The sequence below is a fragment of the Chryseobacterium indologenes genome (genome assembly GCA_016025055.1).
Lineage (GTDB): Bacteria > Bacteroidota > Bacteroidia > Flavobacteriales > Weeksellaceae > Chryseobacterium > Chryseobacterium indologenes.
The window spans coordinates 41,184-57,248 of sequence record CP065590.1 but is presented as its reverse complement, the minus strand read 5'-3'; the positions used below and the strand labels follow the sequence as shown (position 1 = coordinate 57,248).

Annotated in this window: 13 protein-coding genes; 7 read left to right on the top strand and 6 right to left on the bottom strand. The window is 37.5% G+C overall.

Annotated elements, in window-relative coordinates; genetic code table 11:
* Positions 1-91: 91 nt before the first annotated feature.
* The 3 genes from H3Z85_00230 to H3Z85_00220 are packed head-to-tail and all read right to left on the bottom strand — an operon-like array spanning position 92 to position 3,504.
* Positions 92-1,168, bottom strand: coding sequence for a beta-lactamase family protein (locus H3Z85_00230; GenBank protein QPQ51996.1), 1,077 nt, complete (start codon positions 1,166-1,168; stop codon positions 92-94).
* 52 nt (positions 1,169-1,220) lie between these two features.
* Entirely contained in the window at positions 1,221-2,756 is a 1,536-nt protein-coding gene (locus H3Z85_00225) for a peptidase M61 (protein QPQ51995.1), read from the bottom strand.
* 55 nt (positions 2,757-2,811) lie between these two features.
* Positions 2,812-3,504 (bottom strand): AIM24 family protein, encoded by a 693-nt coding sequence (locus H3Z85_00220; GenBank protein ID QPQ51994.1) that lies wholly within the window; start codon positions 3,502-3,504, stop codon positions 2,812-2,814.
* A 260-nt stretch (positions 3,505-3,764) separates the two neighbouring features.
* On the opposite strand from H3Z85_00220, the gene queA reads away from it, so the two are divergent.
* From queA to H3Z85_00190, 6 genes are all read left to right on the top strand, one after another.
* Positions 3,765-4,814 (top strand): tRNA preQ1(34) S-adenosylmethionine ribosyltransferase-isomerase QueA, encoded by a 1,050-nt coding sequence (gene queA, locus H3Z85_00215; protein ID QPQ51993.1) that lies wholly within the window; start codon positions 3,765-3,767, stop codon positions 4,812-4,814.
* 71 nt (positions 4,815-4,885) lie between these two features.
* Positions 4,886-5,920, top strand: a complete 1,035-nt coding sequence (rlmN, locus tag H3Z85_00210; GenBank protein QPQ51992.1) for a 23S rRNA (adenine(2503)-C(2))-methyltransferase RlmN — start codon at positions 4,886-4,888, stop codon at positions 5,918-5,920.
* 74 nt (positions 5,921-5,994) lie between these two features.
* Positions 5,995-6,945 (top strand): sterol desaturase family protein, encoded by a 951-nt coding sequence (locus tag H3Z85_00205; GenBank protein ID QPQ51991.1) that lies wholly within the window; start codon positions 5,995-5,997, stop codon positions 6,943-6,945.
* 197 nt (positions 6,946-7,142) lie between these two features.
* Positions 7,143-8,033 (top strand): hypothetical protein, encoded by an 891-nt coding sequence (locus H3Z85_00200; GenBank protein QPQ53811.1) that lies wholly within the window; start codon positions 7,143-7,145, stop codon positions 8,031-8,033.
* A 51-nt stretch (positions 8,034-8,084) separates the two neighbouring features.
* Entirely contained in the window at positions 8,085-9,062 is a 978-nt protein-coding gene (locus H3Z85_00195; protein ID QPQ51990.1) for a polyprenyl synthetase family protein, read from the top strand.
* A gap of 714 nt (positions 9,063-9,776) precedes the next feature.
* The gene (locus H3Z85_00190; GenBank protein ID QPQ51989.1) at positions 9,777-12,209 is read left to right on the top strand and encodes a transketolase; all 2,433 of its coding nucleotides are present in this window, start codon (positions 9,777-9,779) and stop codon (positions 12,207-12,209) included.
* Positions 12,210-12,291: 82 nt separating this feature from the next.
* Here the strand turns inward: H3Z85_00190 and H3Z85_00185 are convergent, their stop codons facing one another.
* Both H3Z85_00185 and H3Z85_00180 read right to left on the bottom strand, forming a co-directional pair.
* Complete coding sequence (locus H3Z85_00185) at positions 12,292-12,705, bottom strand: carboxymuconolactone decarboxylase family protein (protein ID QPQ51988.1); 414 nt, start codon at positions 12,703-12,705, stop codon at positions 12,292-12,294.
* Positions 12,706-12,813: 108 nt separating this feature from the next.
* The gene (locus H3Z85_00180) at positions 12,814-13,206 is read right to left on the bottom strand and encodes a helix-turn-helix transcriptional regulator (protein ID QPQ51987.1); all 393 of its coding nucleotides are present in this window, start codon (positions 13,204-13,206) and stop codon (positions 12,814-12,816) included.
* A 164-nt stretch (positions 13,207-13,370) separates the two neighbouring features.
* Here H3Z85_00180 and H3Z85_00175 point away from each other — a divergent pair, with 164 nt between their 5' ends.
* Positions 13,371-14,432, top strand: a complete 1,062-nt coding sequence (locus H3Z85_00175) for an NADH:flavin oxidoreductase (GenBank protein ID QPQ51986.1) — start codon at positions 13,371-13,373, stop codon at positions 14,430-14,432.
* 384 nt (positions 14,433-14,816) lie between these two features.
* Here the strand turns inward: H3Z85_00175 and H3Z85_00170 are convergent, their stop codons facing one another.
* A complete protein-coding gene (locus H3Z85_00170; protein ID QPQ51985.1) occupies positions 14,817-16,019 on the bottom strand; it encodes an aminopeptidase in 1,203 nt (400 codons plus the stop codon).
* Positions 16,020-16,065: the final 46 nt, after the last annotated feature.

Here is a 16,065-nt window from a genome sequence, read left to right as displayed (position 1 = left end):
TTATAGATTGTATGTGTGATGAAAGATTAGTTTTTGAGAGTGGGAGAGTGTGAAAGGGTTGAGAGGAGAATTGGAGAGTGTTGCTTACAACTTACTGTCCATAATAAGCATTGATTATCTTTTCTCTCATTTTATTCAGGTATTTGATATCTTTGGTATTGGAAAGGATAATTACCGTTAGGTTTTTATCTACCAGGTGTACCCAATTGGCACTATGGCCATAACCTTCCCCCTGACGTTCTGCAAACAAAGTATTAACTGACCCGAATTTTTTAGGATATACCCAAAAGCCCAATGCCGTATCTTCCAGTTTTTTATCTGCAGTAAGCATGGTTTCCAATGTCTTTTTATTGAATAGGTCAGCGTTAAATACTGCATGGTCAAAGGTGAGCAGATCCTTTGGAGTAGAATACATCGCCCCTGCTGAGTAGAAATTATCAATATAGGTATTTGTAGGCATATGAAGGACAAACGGATCGGATGGATTGTCTGCTGTATAGCCTTCGTCGATATTTCTGATAATATCATTATGATGAAGGAATCCTGTACTTTGCATGTGCAGGGGGATGAGTATCTGCTCCTTTAACACCTCTTCAAAAGGTTGATGACATATTTTTTCGATGATCTTTCTCAGAAGGATAAAGTCACCGTTATTATAACTGAACTTTGTTCCCGGCTTATCAATAAGTTTTTCAGAAAGATAAGTGGTGATAAAATCATCAAGGTTCCAGATGGTATTATCATAGGCCTGATGGATAAGTTCCGGTGAGCTGATATCTTTATTATCCCTGCCACTGCTGTAGGTAAGCAGATTTCTTATGGTAACCTTTTTTGCTGCTTCTCCTTTATACTCGGGGTAATAGGTAGAAATCGGAGCATCGAGATTAATTTTCCCCTTTTCATAAAGTTGCATGATCAATGCAGCTGTAAAAGTTTTGGTAAGGGAGAAAATATGAAACAGGGTTTCATCTGAAAAGGGGATATTGTAATGCCTGTTGGATAATCCTGTATACCTGAGTAATTCGGTCTTTCCATTTTGAGCGACTAAGACAGCACCATTAAAATTATCTTTAATTATGCAGGAATCAATTGCTTGTTCAACGTTTTGTATCTGAGGATAGGCCAATTGAATGATGATCAACAGTAAACCTGAAAGTTTTCGTTTCATACCAGAAAAATATTAGGTAAATGTTTAAAATTAAGAATGTTTTATTCAAAAGTTACTGACCGATCCAGACTTTTCTTAATGCCACTTGCCTTTGATCCGGATGAGATAAAAGATCCACTTTTCCGGTGTTTTCGTCATAGGTAAACCCAACTTTTGACAGATATTCTTTCAAAGGTACGGGTTGGGTGCCTTCAATATAATCACGGAAAAAGCTACGTATTTCAGGGAATGTCATTTTGGTGATTTCATCAAATATATCATCATCTTTAAAATACTTGCCTGCTCCATATTTTTTCATCAGCTGAAGCATCAGATCCTGAGTTCCCATTTTTCCTCCCGAAAGCTCCCTGAGTCTTATATCCAGACACATTCCCAGCAGTGGACCTTTTTGATAAAAGTTCATATACTGATCCTGCCTTTGCATCGCATTCTTACTGATCTCTGTAAAAGAAAGATGGTTATCAAACCCCTTCATGCCTTTGATCTTTTCTTCAAGGCTTTTTTCAAAATCCCCGAGACCGATCATTTTTTGTTTTACAGGCATATGGATGGTTGCATATTCTGTCATCCCCTCATACAACCAAAGGTGTTTAGACATGACAGGGTTCAGAAAGTCATAATGCTGAATTTCTTCCGAATGAATGTTCAATGGAGTGATAATATGAAAAAATTCGTGGGAAGCTACCCTTTGCAAGGCCATCGGAAGGAAATTCATATTTCCCGAACGATACAGGCAGACAGTAGATTGAGAATGCTCAAGCCCGTCTCCTAAAAACCCCTTTTCATTTGAGGATTCGTAATAGATCAGAAAAGCATATTTATCAACAGGCAATGAGCCTCCGAGATAAGCCTGTTGGTTTTTCAGAATATTTTCCAGTTCCTGTGCTATTTTTTGGGAATAATGCCTCTCCTTTTTGTTATAGAAAGATACAAGCACCTCCGTATGACCTATTTTTATCCAGGTAGTATCAGGAACGCAGTACATTACCGGAGAATCAACCAGTTGACGGTAATCCTTTGCCAATACTATATCTGTATGTTTGTCTTTCTGTGTGTAATCCAGTGCAGAAGAAGCATAGAAGTCCCTATTTTTCTTAATATTGATCTGATAAGGAATATCTCTCATTTCCTCAAAATAACCCACCAGAGAATTGTAATTGATGACAAAAACACTGTCTTTTATGAATGTGCTGCCTGCAGATCTGGCTTCGTGGCTTTCTTTTTCTAAAGAATCCCATCCGTCAGACACCTTATAGGAAATGGTATTGACGTTTTTGAGATTATGAACCATCCAGCTATTTTGATCTAAACGCTCAGTCATGATTTTTTTTCCTTTTTTATCAGTGGCCACCAGATCGGAGACATATTGCCCGAAATTCATGGCCTGATAAAAGCCGGGAACGAGTTTTGGGATCACAAATTTTCCCTGTTGAAGATTATTTTTAGGCGGAGTAAATGAAACTTTGACTTCATCGTCAGGCAGATGAATGAGATCAATAGTGTAGTTGTAATTTGGGGATAAAGCCTGGGCAATAATTGTAGTAGGAAAAAGTACCCATACGAAAACTAACCTGATCAGTGTATTCATCTGCTTTTGTTTTAGTTAGTACGAAAATACAAAAATTGCCCGAGGGTAAGAAGCTTTATTTTTCCATAAAATATACTTCTTCATATGGCTGAATCAGAACCCATCCGTGTCCTGAAAATTTCATCTGAAATTCTTCACCGCTTCCTCTTCCGATAAGGCTTTTGAAAGAAACATTTGTTTTAAGCTCAGGACTCAGATTTCCGGACCATGCCACGGTAGCATTAGGATCAGTGAAAACAGGAGTATCAGGAGTGACAAGCAGCGTCAGAGGATCTCCATGCGTTGTAATGGCAATATGTCCGGTCCCGGAAAGTTTTACCTGGAAAAGACCGCCGGACATCATTCCCGCAATACTTTTAAGCATGGTAATATCACTTTTTACACTCTGTTCATGAGCCAGCACATCATTTCCGTTCACACACACCGATTCATTATTCAGATAGAGAATGCGGACTTTTTTTCCTGAATCAGCTACATACAATTTTCCGCTGCCTTCTGCTTTCATCAGTTTACTTCCTTCACCGCTGATGGCCTTCTTTAAAAGATTTCCGATGCCTCCGGACAGCATTCCCTGTCTTTCAAAATTGATATTTCCCACATAGCTTACCATGCTTCCTCTTTTAGTCCATACCGCCTGGTTATTCAGGTTGATTTCCAGAAGATGCTTGGTTTCCAGCTCAAAATAGTCCCTTTGCTGTGGATTCTCTTTTGTTTCGTTGATAAACGCTTCAATTGAATACTTGCTCATAATTATATAGATTGTTTTGTCTTTATGTTTTCCTTTGTCAAAGTATTGCATCTTCAGAATTCGAATTCTGCTCATCAATTTCAATACTTATTTTTTTCGGGACACCAAAATAAGCCTTTTTTTGATTGAAATCACCGTGTAATCACGGTTTTAGATTTGGTTGTAAATAATACTTGACAAAGGGGTGTTGAATGTCGTATATTTGCACTCCGAAAATTACACTATGTAATTTCAATAATTTTTAAACCGTAATTTAAAAAATGAAAACATCAGATTTTAATTTTGATCTTCCTGCGGAATTATTAGCAGAACACCCATCAGAGCACAGAGACGAAGCCAGATTAATGGTTCTTGATAGAAAAACAGAAACTATCGAGCACAAATTATTCAAAGATGTAGTGGATTATTTTGATGAGAGTGATCTTTTCATCTTCAACAATACGAAGGTTTTCCCTGCCCGTCTTTACGGAAATAAAGAAAAAACCGGGGCTAAAATTGAAGTTTTCCTTTTAAGAGAGCTTGATAAAGAAACGCGTGTTTGGGATGTATTGGTAGATCCGGCAAGAAAAATCAGAATTGGTAACAAATTATTCTTTACTGAAGATGAATCGTTGGTAGCGGAAGTTATTGACAATACTACTTCAAGAGGAAGAACATTAAGATTCTTATTCGACGGTTCATACGAAGAATTCAGAACAAAATTGAAGGAATTGGGAGAAACTCCACTTCCGAAATATATCAAAAGAGCGGTAGAGCCGGAAGATGCAGAAAGATATCAGACGATTTATGCAAAAGTGGAAGGCGCAGTAGCTGCTCCTACAGCAGGTTTACACTTCTCTAAACACTTGATGAAAAAATTAGAGATCAAGGGAATCGATTTTGCTGAGGTGACTCTTCACGTAGGTTTAGGAACTTTCAACCCAATCGAGGTGGAAGATCTTTCTAAACACAAAATGGAATCTGAAGAAATCATCATCGATGAAAAAAATGCTGAGATCATCAACAAGGCAGTAGAAGCTCACAGAAGAGTTTGTGCTGTAGGTACTACTACCATGAGAGCATTGGAAACTTCTGTTTCTTCAAACAAAAAAATCTCTGCTTTCAACGGATGGACCAATAAATTCATTTATCCTCCTCACGATTTTGGTGTAGCCAACTCAATGATCACAAACTTCCACACGCCAAAATCAACATTATTGATGATGATTGCAGCCTTTGCAGGAAGAGATTTTGTAATGCATGCTTATGAAGAAGCCGTAAAAGAAAAATACAAATTCTATTCTTACGGTGACGCAATGTTAATTTTATAAAAAGATATTAGGTCAATAGGTTGCAGGTACTAGTTACCTGTGACCTGAAGCCTGAAATCTAAAACCTTACAATGAAAGATATCCGTATATTATCACTGGACCAGCTTAAAGACTACTTTGTATCTTTAGGAGAAAAGCCGTTTCGTGCGAAACAGGTCTATGACTGGCTATGGAGTAAAAACCTCCATTCGATTGATGAGATGACGAATCTTTCGAAATCTCTTCGTGAAAAGATTTCAGAAGAGTATACCATTAATCCTGTTTCCGTAGACCTGCTTCAAAAAAGCACCGACGGGACCATCAAAAACGGAGTGAAACTTCATGACGGATTATTGGTAGAATCTGTTCTTATCCCTACAGAAACAAGGACTACAGCTTGTGTTTCCTCACAGGTAGGCTGTTCTTTAAATTGCGAATTCTGCGCCACAGCAAGACTGAAAAGGATGAGAAACCTTGAAGTTGCTGAGATTGTAGATCAGGTCGCATTGATTGACAGCCAGAGTAAAATGTATTTCGACAGGCCGCTTTCCAATATCGTATTTATGGGAATGGGAGAGCCGATGATGAATTACAAAAACGTGGTGGAAGCCATCAGAAAGATTACCCAGCCCGAAGGATTGGGAATGTCTCCAAGAAGAATTACCGTTTCAACATCCGGGATACCCAAAATGATGAAAATGCTTGCTGATGAAGAATTGCGAGTAAAACTGGCTTTGTCACTTCACTCCGCAATCGAATCAAAGCGTAATGAAATCATGCCGTTTTCCGATAAGTTTCCGTTAACCGAAATTATGGAAGCTCTTCAATACTGGTATCAAAAAACCGGTTCGGTGATCACTTTCGAATACTGTGTATGGAAAGGGATCAATGACGGGGATGAAGATATCAAAGCTTTGATCAGATACTGTAAACAGGTGCCTTCTAAAGTGAACCTTATTCAATACAATCCTATTGGCGACGGAAAATATGACCAGTGTAACAAACAAGCGGAAGAAAACTATATCCGACAGCTTGAAAATGCAGGCATCACGGTAATGGTCAGAAGAAGTCGTGGTGGCGATATTGACGCTGCCTGTGGGCAATTGGCCAACAAGACAACTGATTAAAATTTCCTTAAAAAAAGCTTAAAATTCTCTTAAAGAATAAGTTAAAATCCTACCTTTGCATAAAATTATTTATGATGATGGATTTTCTTATGAGCGAGGACGGGTTAGAAACTGTGTATGCATGGGCTGTGCCTCTACATGCTACGGTTATTTTAGCTGAAATGATTTATAGCCATGTTTCCGAAGCTAAATTATACAGCGGTAAAGACCTTGCCACGAATATTTATCTGGCTTTGATGAATTTTGGCCTTGACCTTATCATGAAGGCCTTTGCAATGGGGGTAATGTTTTTCTTTTATCACCACAAGATCTTCTCCTGGGATTTAAGTATCTGGTATCTCTTAGCTTGTTTTATTATCACAGACTTTGCTTACTACGTATTGCATTATGTAGATCATCGTTCCAGGGCTTTCTGGGCAGTACACATTACGCATCACAGTTCAGAATTTTTTAACCTTACAACAGGTTTCAGAAGTCCTGTATTGCAACCGCTTTACAGATATTTATACTTTTCGCCGTTAGCTTTTTTAGGGTTTAATCCGTGGCATATCATGGTTGCGTACGCTATCGGACAGGTATATGGTACATGGGTACATACACAGACTGTGAAAAAAATGGGTTTTTTAGAGTATATTCTGGTAACTCCTTCCCACCACCGTGTACACCATGCATGTAATGTAAAATACCTGGATAAGAACATGGGAATGTGTCTGATTATATGGGATAAAATATTCGGAACTTTTGAAAAAGAAGATCCTAATGTCCCTGTTAAATATGGTATTTACCCTAAAATGCCGGATAACAGACCGGATACGGTGCTTTTTTATGAATGGAGGAAAATATGGAAAGACCTTAAGCAACCTGGCTTAAAATTTACAGACAGGATCAATTACATTTTCAATTCACCGGGCTGGAGACACGACGGAACAGGAAAAACTGTAAGACAATATCAAAGGGAATATTTTGCAAGGCAGGCCAAAAAGAAAGAACAGCAGGAGAACCAAAAAGATAAGAAAATTGCTTAATTTCAAAAATTACATTAATAAAAAACTATAGAGAAGACGGGCTTTTGTGGCCCGTTTTCTATGGATGGAAAAATAGTTTATGACAATGAAAATACATATAAAGGGAGAGGTTCATCGCTCTGTGCCTTCTCTGATCATTTGCACTGAATCGTCTTCGTATTTCATCTTAAAGCCTTATTTTTGCATGATGAAAAAAAATTCTTCTGCTTCTCACTGTTATTACTTTTCAAACCTTATTTTCCCAACAGGCTGATTTCCTCAAAATAAAAAAATACAGAGTTGGCTCTTTAGATGATAAAATCCAGGAAACATCCGGGTTGAATATTTTGAATGGAAAGTTGTATACCTTTAATGACAGCGGAAACAATCCGGAATTGTTTGAAATCAGTAAAACCTCAGGCGAAATCCTGAAAACCTTACAGGTAAATGCCAAAAATACGGATTGGGAAGCCTTAACTAACGACGGGACGAATTTCTATATTGGTGATGTTGGAAATAATGACGGAAGCAGAAAGCATCTTAAGATTTTTAAAGTACCGTTTCAAAATGACAGTGTACAAAACAGTCATATCAAGGAAATACCATTCCATTACCCGGAGCAGACCGACTACATTTCTAATTATTATAAAACAGATTTTGACGCGGAAGCAATGATATATACCAATGCAAAAATTCATCTTTTTACCAAAGAATGGGCTTCAAAAGCCACGACTCATTATACCCTTGATCCTGATACCTATGAAAAGCAAGGAGCAGTAAAAGTAGAAAGCTACAAGACGAATTTTGTGGTAACAGACGCTGCCTACTTCGGGAAAAAGCTGTATCTGGTAGGATATACCAAAAAAACGGAAGTCTTTTTAGATATCTTTGAAGAAACAGAACCGGGAATCTTTTTTAAGGAAAATCCCAAACATTATTATTTGGGAAGTGCTCTGTCAATAGGACAAATTGAAGGGATTGCCGTAGATGATAGCGGAATTTATATATCAGGAGAAAAGTTCAGGTCTTCATTAGGAAGAACGAAACCTTATTTTTATTTTATCCCAAAGAGAAACTCAAAGATTAATTTTCCTGTAAAATTGAACTAAAAAAATTATCTTTGTGAGAAGTAATAATTATTCATCCATCATTCGCAGATAGTGGCAAACATTGTAGAAGATATCAAGCAACCGATCAATGAGGAAATGAAACTTTTCGAGCAGAAGTTTTATGAATCAATGCAGAGTAAAGTCCCTTTATTAGATAAAGTAACCCGTTTTATTGTTACCACCAAAGGGAAACAAATGCGTCCTATGTTTGTATTTCTTTGTGCCAAACTGGTAGGAGAGGTGACCGAAAAAACATATCGTGGAGCTTCCATGATTGAATTGATTCACACGGCAACCCTTGTGCATGATGATGTTGTGGATGAGAGTTTTAAACGTCGTAATTTTTTCTCCATTAATGCTTTGTGGAAAAATAAGATTGCCGTTTTAGTAGGCGATTATCTTTTATCGAAATCAGTATTATTATCTACAGACCATAAAGATTACGACTTGCTTGGCGTTATTTCAAGAACCATCCGTGAAATGTCGGAAGGTGAGCTCCTGCAGCTTGAAAAGGCCAGAAAACTGGATATTACGGAAGATGTGTATTACGAAATTATCCGTCAGAAAACAGCTACTTTAATTGCGGCATGTTGTGAAATAGGAGTACTGTCAAACAGTACAGATGAAGTGATGGCCAAGAAAATGCAGGATTTCGGAACCTATACCGGAATGGCATTCCAGATTAAAGACGATCTTTTTGATTATCTAAGCTCAAACGTTATCGGTAAACCGGTAGGTATCGATATTAAAGAGCAGAAAATGACATTGCCTTTAATTTATACTTTGAAAAATGCCGGTGAGAAAGACAGAAAGTATTATTTTGATACCATAAGGCGTTATAATACCAATCCGAAACGTGTAAAAGAGCTTATAGAGTTTGTTAAAGCCTCAGGCGGATTGGAGTACGCCATTACAGTCATGAAGGATTTCCAACAAAAAGCTAAGGATATTTTGAATGAATTTCCAGATTCCGAAGCAAGAAAATCCTTATACAACATGTTGGATTACGTTATTGAAAGAAAATTTTAAAATTAATATAAATAAAAAACGGAATGTACTCATTCCGTTTTTTATGATCATATAATTGCCGGGTTGATTGAATAGTAAAATGCCTTACCAATGCGGATCTTACTCATTTGTAATTTTTTTATAATATTGAAATAAATTACCAATCTGATACAATAAAAACAAATATTTCATTAAAATGTGAGTTGTAATTCTATTTTACTTGCTTTTTTACTGAATATTTGATTTTTGTTTAACTAATTGAAAATTTTAGACTGTTTTTGATTTGATAAATAGGATGATTTTAATTAAATTATTTTCATGGTTACAATAATAACAGCTAGAATTATACAAAATAAAGCTGTTAAAAATAAATAATCCGCAATAGTCTCGTACGTGTATTCCCGCTTTTCATGACGGGTTCTGATAGCGAGAAAAGAAAAACAGCAGCTACAGGCGAAAAGTATGCAGGCAACCCCCGCAAATTCGTCCAGATACGTGCTCTCACTCATTTTAGCGATTTTCAGTGACGTGATAATAATGAGCGAAAAACCTAAAAGATTACTGGATGCATTCAAAATGTGGGGTGACTTTTTTTCCATCTTTACATTTTTTTTCAAAATAAAGCACAATTTTTTTTATTATCAAATTTTTAAAAAGATTATTAAAAATTAAAATTAATTTAAAAAGTGTATATTAGCAAAATACTTGAAGATTAAAAAACTTTTTTACTTAGCTATGCAAACAACCTATATTGAAACACAGCAAATATCCTTTCAAGATTTTAAAAATCAAATACTTGAAGACTACAGGTTAGGAAGGATCTCTCGTGAGATGTCTTATCTCGGAAGAAGAGAAGTACTCACAGGAAAAGCTAAATTCGGAATTTTTGGGGACGGTAAAGAACTTCCTCAACTGGCGATGGCGAAGGTTTTCAGAAATGGAGACTTCCGTTCTGGATATTACAGGGATCAGACATTTGCATTAGCCGTTGATGCATTAACTGTGGAAAGCTTTTTTGCACAGATGTATGCAGATACCAGTGTAGAAAGAGAGCCGGCTTCAGCGGGAAGACAGATGAACGGGCACTTTGCAACAAGAAGTTTACATGAAGACGGAAGCTGGAAAGATCTTACTGCACAAAAAAATATTTCTTCAGATATTTCTCCGACTGCCGGGCAAATGCCAAGATTATTAGGACTGGCTCAGGCTTCTACAATATATAAAAGTGTAACATTTGAAGGTTCTGAAAAGTTTTCAAAAGATGGTAATGAAATTGCCTTTGGAACGATTGGAGATGCTTCCACGGCAGAAGGACACTTCTGGGAAACATTAAACGCAGCATGTGCACTTCAGGTTCCTATGATCGTATCTATCTGGGATGACGGGTACGGAATTTCAGTACCTACAAAAAATCAGAGAGCAAAAGCTGATATCAGTGAGATGTTGAGCGGCTTCCAAAGAAAAGAAGGACAAAATCAGGGATGTGAAATTATCCAGGTGAAAGCTTGGGATTATCCTGCTTTATTGGATGCTTATGCTAAGGCTGAACATTTTGCAAGAACCGAGAGCGTTCCGGTAGTTGTTCACGTTGTGGATGTTACTCAGCCTCAGGGACACTCTACTTCAGGGTCTCATGAAAGATATAAAAACGAAGAACGCCTTGCTTGGGAAGCTGAGTTTGACGGACTGGCAAAGTTTAAAGAATGGATTTTAAACTATTCGATCGAAATTGACGGAAAAGAAGAAGTCATTGCAACTTCCGAAGAGCTGGATGCAATTGATGAAGAAGCAAAAAAGAAAGCAAAAGCAGGACAAAAGACAGCTTGGGATAATTACCAGAAAGCAATCAGCGAATTAATTCAGTCTGTGTTGCCTTTAGTAGAAAATCTTAAAGGCCAGAATGCAGAGGTAGAAACGTATATTACCCAATTCAATAAATTGGTTTCTAAAGCCAAAAAAGATGTCTTCCATTTAGCAAGAAAAGCTTTATTGGCAACAAGAGGAACAAATTCTGCCGAAAGAAACCAATTGATGCAGAAATACAATGAAGTAGCTGAAATTGAAAAAGACAACTATTCTTCTCACCTGTATTCAGAATCCCAGTGGAAGGCTGAAAATATCAAAGAAATCAAACCTGTATATTCAGACAGTTCTGAAGATGTAGATGGTAGAGTAGTGATCAGAAATAATTTTGATAAAATTTTCTCAAAATATCCTGAAACGCTGATCTTTGGTGAAGATACCGGAAATATCGGTGATGTTAACCAGGGACTGGAAGGAATGCAGGAAAAATATGGTGCGTTGCGTATTGCTGATACAGGAATCCGTGAGGCTACTATCCTTGGACAGGGAATTGGTATGGCAATGAGAGGGCTGAGACCAATTGCTGAAATCCAGTACTTAGACTACGTTCTGTACTGTTTACAGGGAATGAGTGATGATCTTGCAACTGTTCAATACAGAACAAAAGGAGGTCAGAAAGCACCTCTGATCATCAGAACAAGAGGTCACAGATTAGAAGGAATCTGGCATTCAGGTTCTCCGATGGCGGGAATTCTGAACCTGTCAAAAGGTATTTTAGTATTGGTTCCAAGGAACCTTACAAAAGCAGCAGGTTTCTACAATACAATGCTTCAGGCAGATGAGCCGGCAATCATTGTAGAATGTCTGAACGGATACAGATTGAAAGAAAAGCAACCTGATAACTTAGGGGAATTTACTGTTCCGGTAGGTAAAATTGAAGTAACCAAAGAAGGTACAGACGTAACGCTGGTTACTTACGGATCTACATGGAGAATAGTAACCGAAGCTGCTAATGAATTGGAAAAATTAGGGATTTCTGCAGAAGTGATTGATATTCAGTCGCTAATTCCTTTCGATTTATCCCACGAAATTGCTGAAAGTGTTAAGAAAACAAACAGATTGGTAGTAATTGACGAAGATGTGGAAGGAGGAACAACAGGATTTATCTTACAGCATATCTTAGAAAAGCAAAAAGCGTTCAGATACTTAGATTCAGATCCATTGACGATTGCAGCGAACGATCACAGACCTGCCTATGCAAGTGATGGTGACTATTTCAGTAAACCGTCTTCAGATGATATGGTAGAAAAAATCTATGCAATGTTCAATGAAGCAAACCCTCAGAAATATCCTGCGATATTCTAATGGGGATTAAAGATAGAAGATGCGGGCTTTCAGATTTCTGAAAGCCCGCATCTTTTTTCCGTATGCACTGAATGTTGCGGTATCAATCCTCTTCTGCGAGTGTAATCCGCAATTTATTCAAAGCATGCATCAGCGTTATGCTTGCTGTTAATTCTACCATCTCAGGTTCAGTAAAATGGTCTTTTAATTTTTCTTTGATGACAGCATAATCTTTATTGTCCAGAACAGCCTCTGCCCAGCCTAAAGCAAGCTTTTGCCGGTCATTGAAGACATTGGTGTATTTCCAGCCCGGAAGCCTGTTGATGATATCCTGTTCAATGCCAAAATTAGAAAGTTCTTTTGCATGATAGCTGCAACAATAAGCACAACCGTTGATCTGGGAGACCCGAAGCTCTACCAGGGCAATCAGTCTTTCATCAATCCCGGATTTTCGGATGCTGGTGTGGGCTTTGTACAGATAACCAATAGTTTCTTTAGCAATTTCTTTGTAATTCATAATGAAATTCTTTCCGCAAATTTGCATCAGAAACACTTCAGAACCTATAGACTTACATTTTGGTGATATACTTACCTTTTCGAAAGTGCCATCCAAAGTAAAAGGCTATCAAACATTGACAGCCTTTTTATTTTTCATCTCCTCATTCAAAAAAGTACAATCTTTATCGGTGTGCAATCCTTTCACCTGGTATTTGGCTTCCCATTCTTCCAGTAAATATAAAATAGGAAGTAGTGCCAATCCCTTTTCAGTAAGAGAATATTCCACGCGAGGCGGCAATTCTTTAAATTCTTCGCGGATCACAAGTCCGTCTGTTTCCATTTCTCTCAACTGATCAGTCAATACCTTTCTGGAAATGACATTAATGCGTACCGCAAGCTCTCCAAAGCGCAGTTTCCTGTCTTTAATTACTAAGACAATAATCGGTTTCCATTTGCTTCCCAGGGCAGCCATTGCTTTCCCTAAAGGACAGCTGTATTGCATTAATTCGTTCTTTTTCATACTCAGATATTTATAGTAAGGCCAAATCAAATCTGGATTTCAAGCGTTACCTGTATGTTACTAATGTAAGTTACTGCGAAGTTACCACTATTTTTTTAATAAAAGATACAAAAACAAACTATTATTAGTTACTTTGTGTAACAATTACAAAACAAATTTTAAAAATGAGCACATCTTCATTATTTAAACCGTTTCAATATAAAAATTTACAGCTTAAAAATAGAATCGTAATGGCTCCGATGACCAGAGCACAGTCTGACAATGGCGTTCCGACGCAAAATATTGCAGACTATTACGGAAGAAGGGCTGCTTCAGAAGTAGGATTAATTTTATCCGAAGGTACCGTGATCAACAGACCGGGATCAAAAAATATGCAAAATATTCCTGATTTTTACGGTAAAGAAGCTTTGAATGGCTGGAAAAACGTAATCGATACCGTTCATCAGAACGGAGGTAAAATGGGACCTCAGATTTGGCACGTAGGAGATACGAGAATGTCCGATGATTATCCTCTGGTTGCAATGGAAAAGGCTTCTACAATGACGATAGAAGATATTCAGGATACTATTGCCCAATTTGCATCTTCTGCAAAAGCAGCAAAAGACCTTGGCTTTGATTGTCTTGAAATTCATGGGGCGCACGGTTATCTTATTGATCAGTTTTTTTGGGAGGTAACCAATACAAGAACTGATGAATATGGAGGAAAAACCTTAAAAGAAAGAAGCAGGTTTGCCGTGGAAGTCGTTAAAGCAATCAGGGCAGCAGTAGGAGACGATTTTACCATTATTATACGTCTTTCACAATGGAAACAGCAGGATTATAAGACTAAACTTGCCTTGACTCCGAATGAGATGGAAGACTGGTTACTACCTTTAAAAGAAGCGGGAGTAGACATTTTCCATTGCTCACAAAGACGTTTCTGGGAACCGGAATTTGAAGGTTCAGACTTAAACTTTGCAGGTTGGGCAAAAAAAATTACGGGACAGCCAACAATTACAGTAGGTTCTGTGGGATTGAACGGAGATTTTCTTAATGCTTTTGCAGGGCAGGGAACAGAAAAGACAGATCTTACGGAGCTGATCAGAAGGCTGGATCATGAAGAATTTGATCTTGTTGCCGTAGGGCGGGCTATTTTGCAGGATTATCAGTGGGTACAGAAGATCAAAGACGGAAATACCGAGGCTCTTCTGGACTTTTCAGCAGAAAGTATGGGCGTTTTATTTTAATGTAAGACCTTAGAGTCGCTGTACTTCAGATATTTTTATTACAGCATAATTTTAGATATCTGAGAGATCGGTGACTACTGGTCATTTACATTAATCATCATAATTCACTTTATTTTATATTTAATTTTCACCTATTTATTAAAGAATCGGCTTTCAGGATTTCCTGAAAGCCGGTTTTTTTAGCATTAAAAATTGATAAGTAAGGAATTAAGTTCCTGTTCCTGGTTTTTCAGATTTTAAATAATAAAAATTTAAAAAAGAAGTTCCACGTTGTCTTGTTATGGTACTGATAAAAAACAAGCCCGCTCCCGGAATTTCCGGGAGCGGGCTTCAACAGATTTAAATATCTAAGACTGCCATATTTACAATGACAGAAGTGATTCTTTATAAGCCAATGTTTTTAGTTGGTTTCAACTGTTTTAAAATATTCTTTGGAATCGCATTTTTGTGAACCAGAATAGCAGTTGATTTATATTCTACATAAGGTCTTGTTACATACAGGTAACCTGCAAAATCATTGGTTACTCCCCATGAATTCTTTACCATATAATATTCTTTACCGGTCTGGTCTTTTGCCAAACCAACGATGTGCATCCCGTGGTCATCCGTTGTAGAAAGATTGTTCAAAGCCTTCTGACGCATGTCTTCGGTAATGGTTTTATCCTTTTTAGGCTCCGTAAACAAAGTTTGCTTATTGTCTGCCGTAATTTGGTCAAGATCCATGTCCGGAACATAAGCTACTCCGTTTTTGTATGAGAAATATGGCTCGGAAACGTCCGTTGCCCAACCTACAGAGTATCCTTTAGTTACCGCATTGTCTACGATGGCCGTAAGATCTTTCATAGGAACATTCCAGTCTGAATCGTGGCTCCAGTTGTCAGGAATCGGAACTACAAATTTCTGATAATAAGGATAGTCTTTATACGAAGACAATTCTACATAATCATCAGCATTGATCCCAACTACTTCTTTTGCAAATGTTTTTGGCGTGTAATTTTTACCCTCATACGTAAAGTTGGCAGGTACTTTTCCTAAATATTCATCAAGAATAGCATCTACAGAATCCATCCAGTTGTCTGAAAGCTTTCCCTTCGAAGAAGCCTGAACAAGACTATCCAGCACAGGTTTTAATTTTCCCTGCATTTCTTTGAAATTGTTGGTCGTCTGACCGGCTTTTAGCCCGGTATAAACATCCTGGGGAACAGCTCCGTACTTTTTGTACATGTTGATTACATCGTGAAGTTCTCCTCCGTCACCCCAACTGATCGCTCCGTTATTTAAAACATATAACTTCGCTTTATCGTGGTAAGAATTTCTTGCCGTAAAAATTTCAGCAAGATCTACAGGCTTTTTGCCCATTCTCTGCATTTCAGACTCAAGGAAAGAATTTCCTGAATAACTCCAGCAGGTCCCTGATGAACCCTGATTCTTTACAGAAGTAGCGCCAACATCTTTGAGCGTTGTAAACTGAAAATTAGCATTTTGTGAGTGGTTGTTTTTTAACTTATTGATTAAGTCATCTTGGGCAAACATCATACTTCCTGCAGACAAAACAAAAAGTAATGATGCAATTTTCGCATTTTTCATTACTATAAAAAGATTATTTGTATTAATAGTCGGTAATAATAGAGAT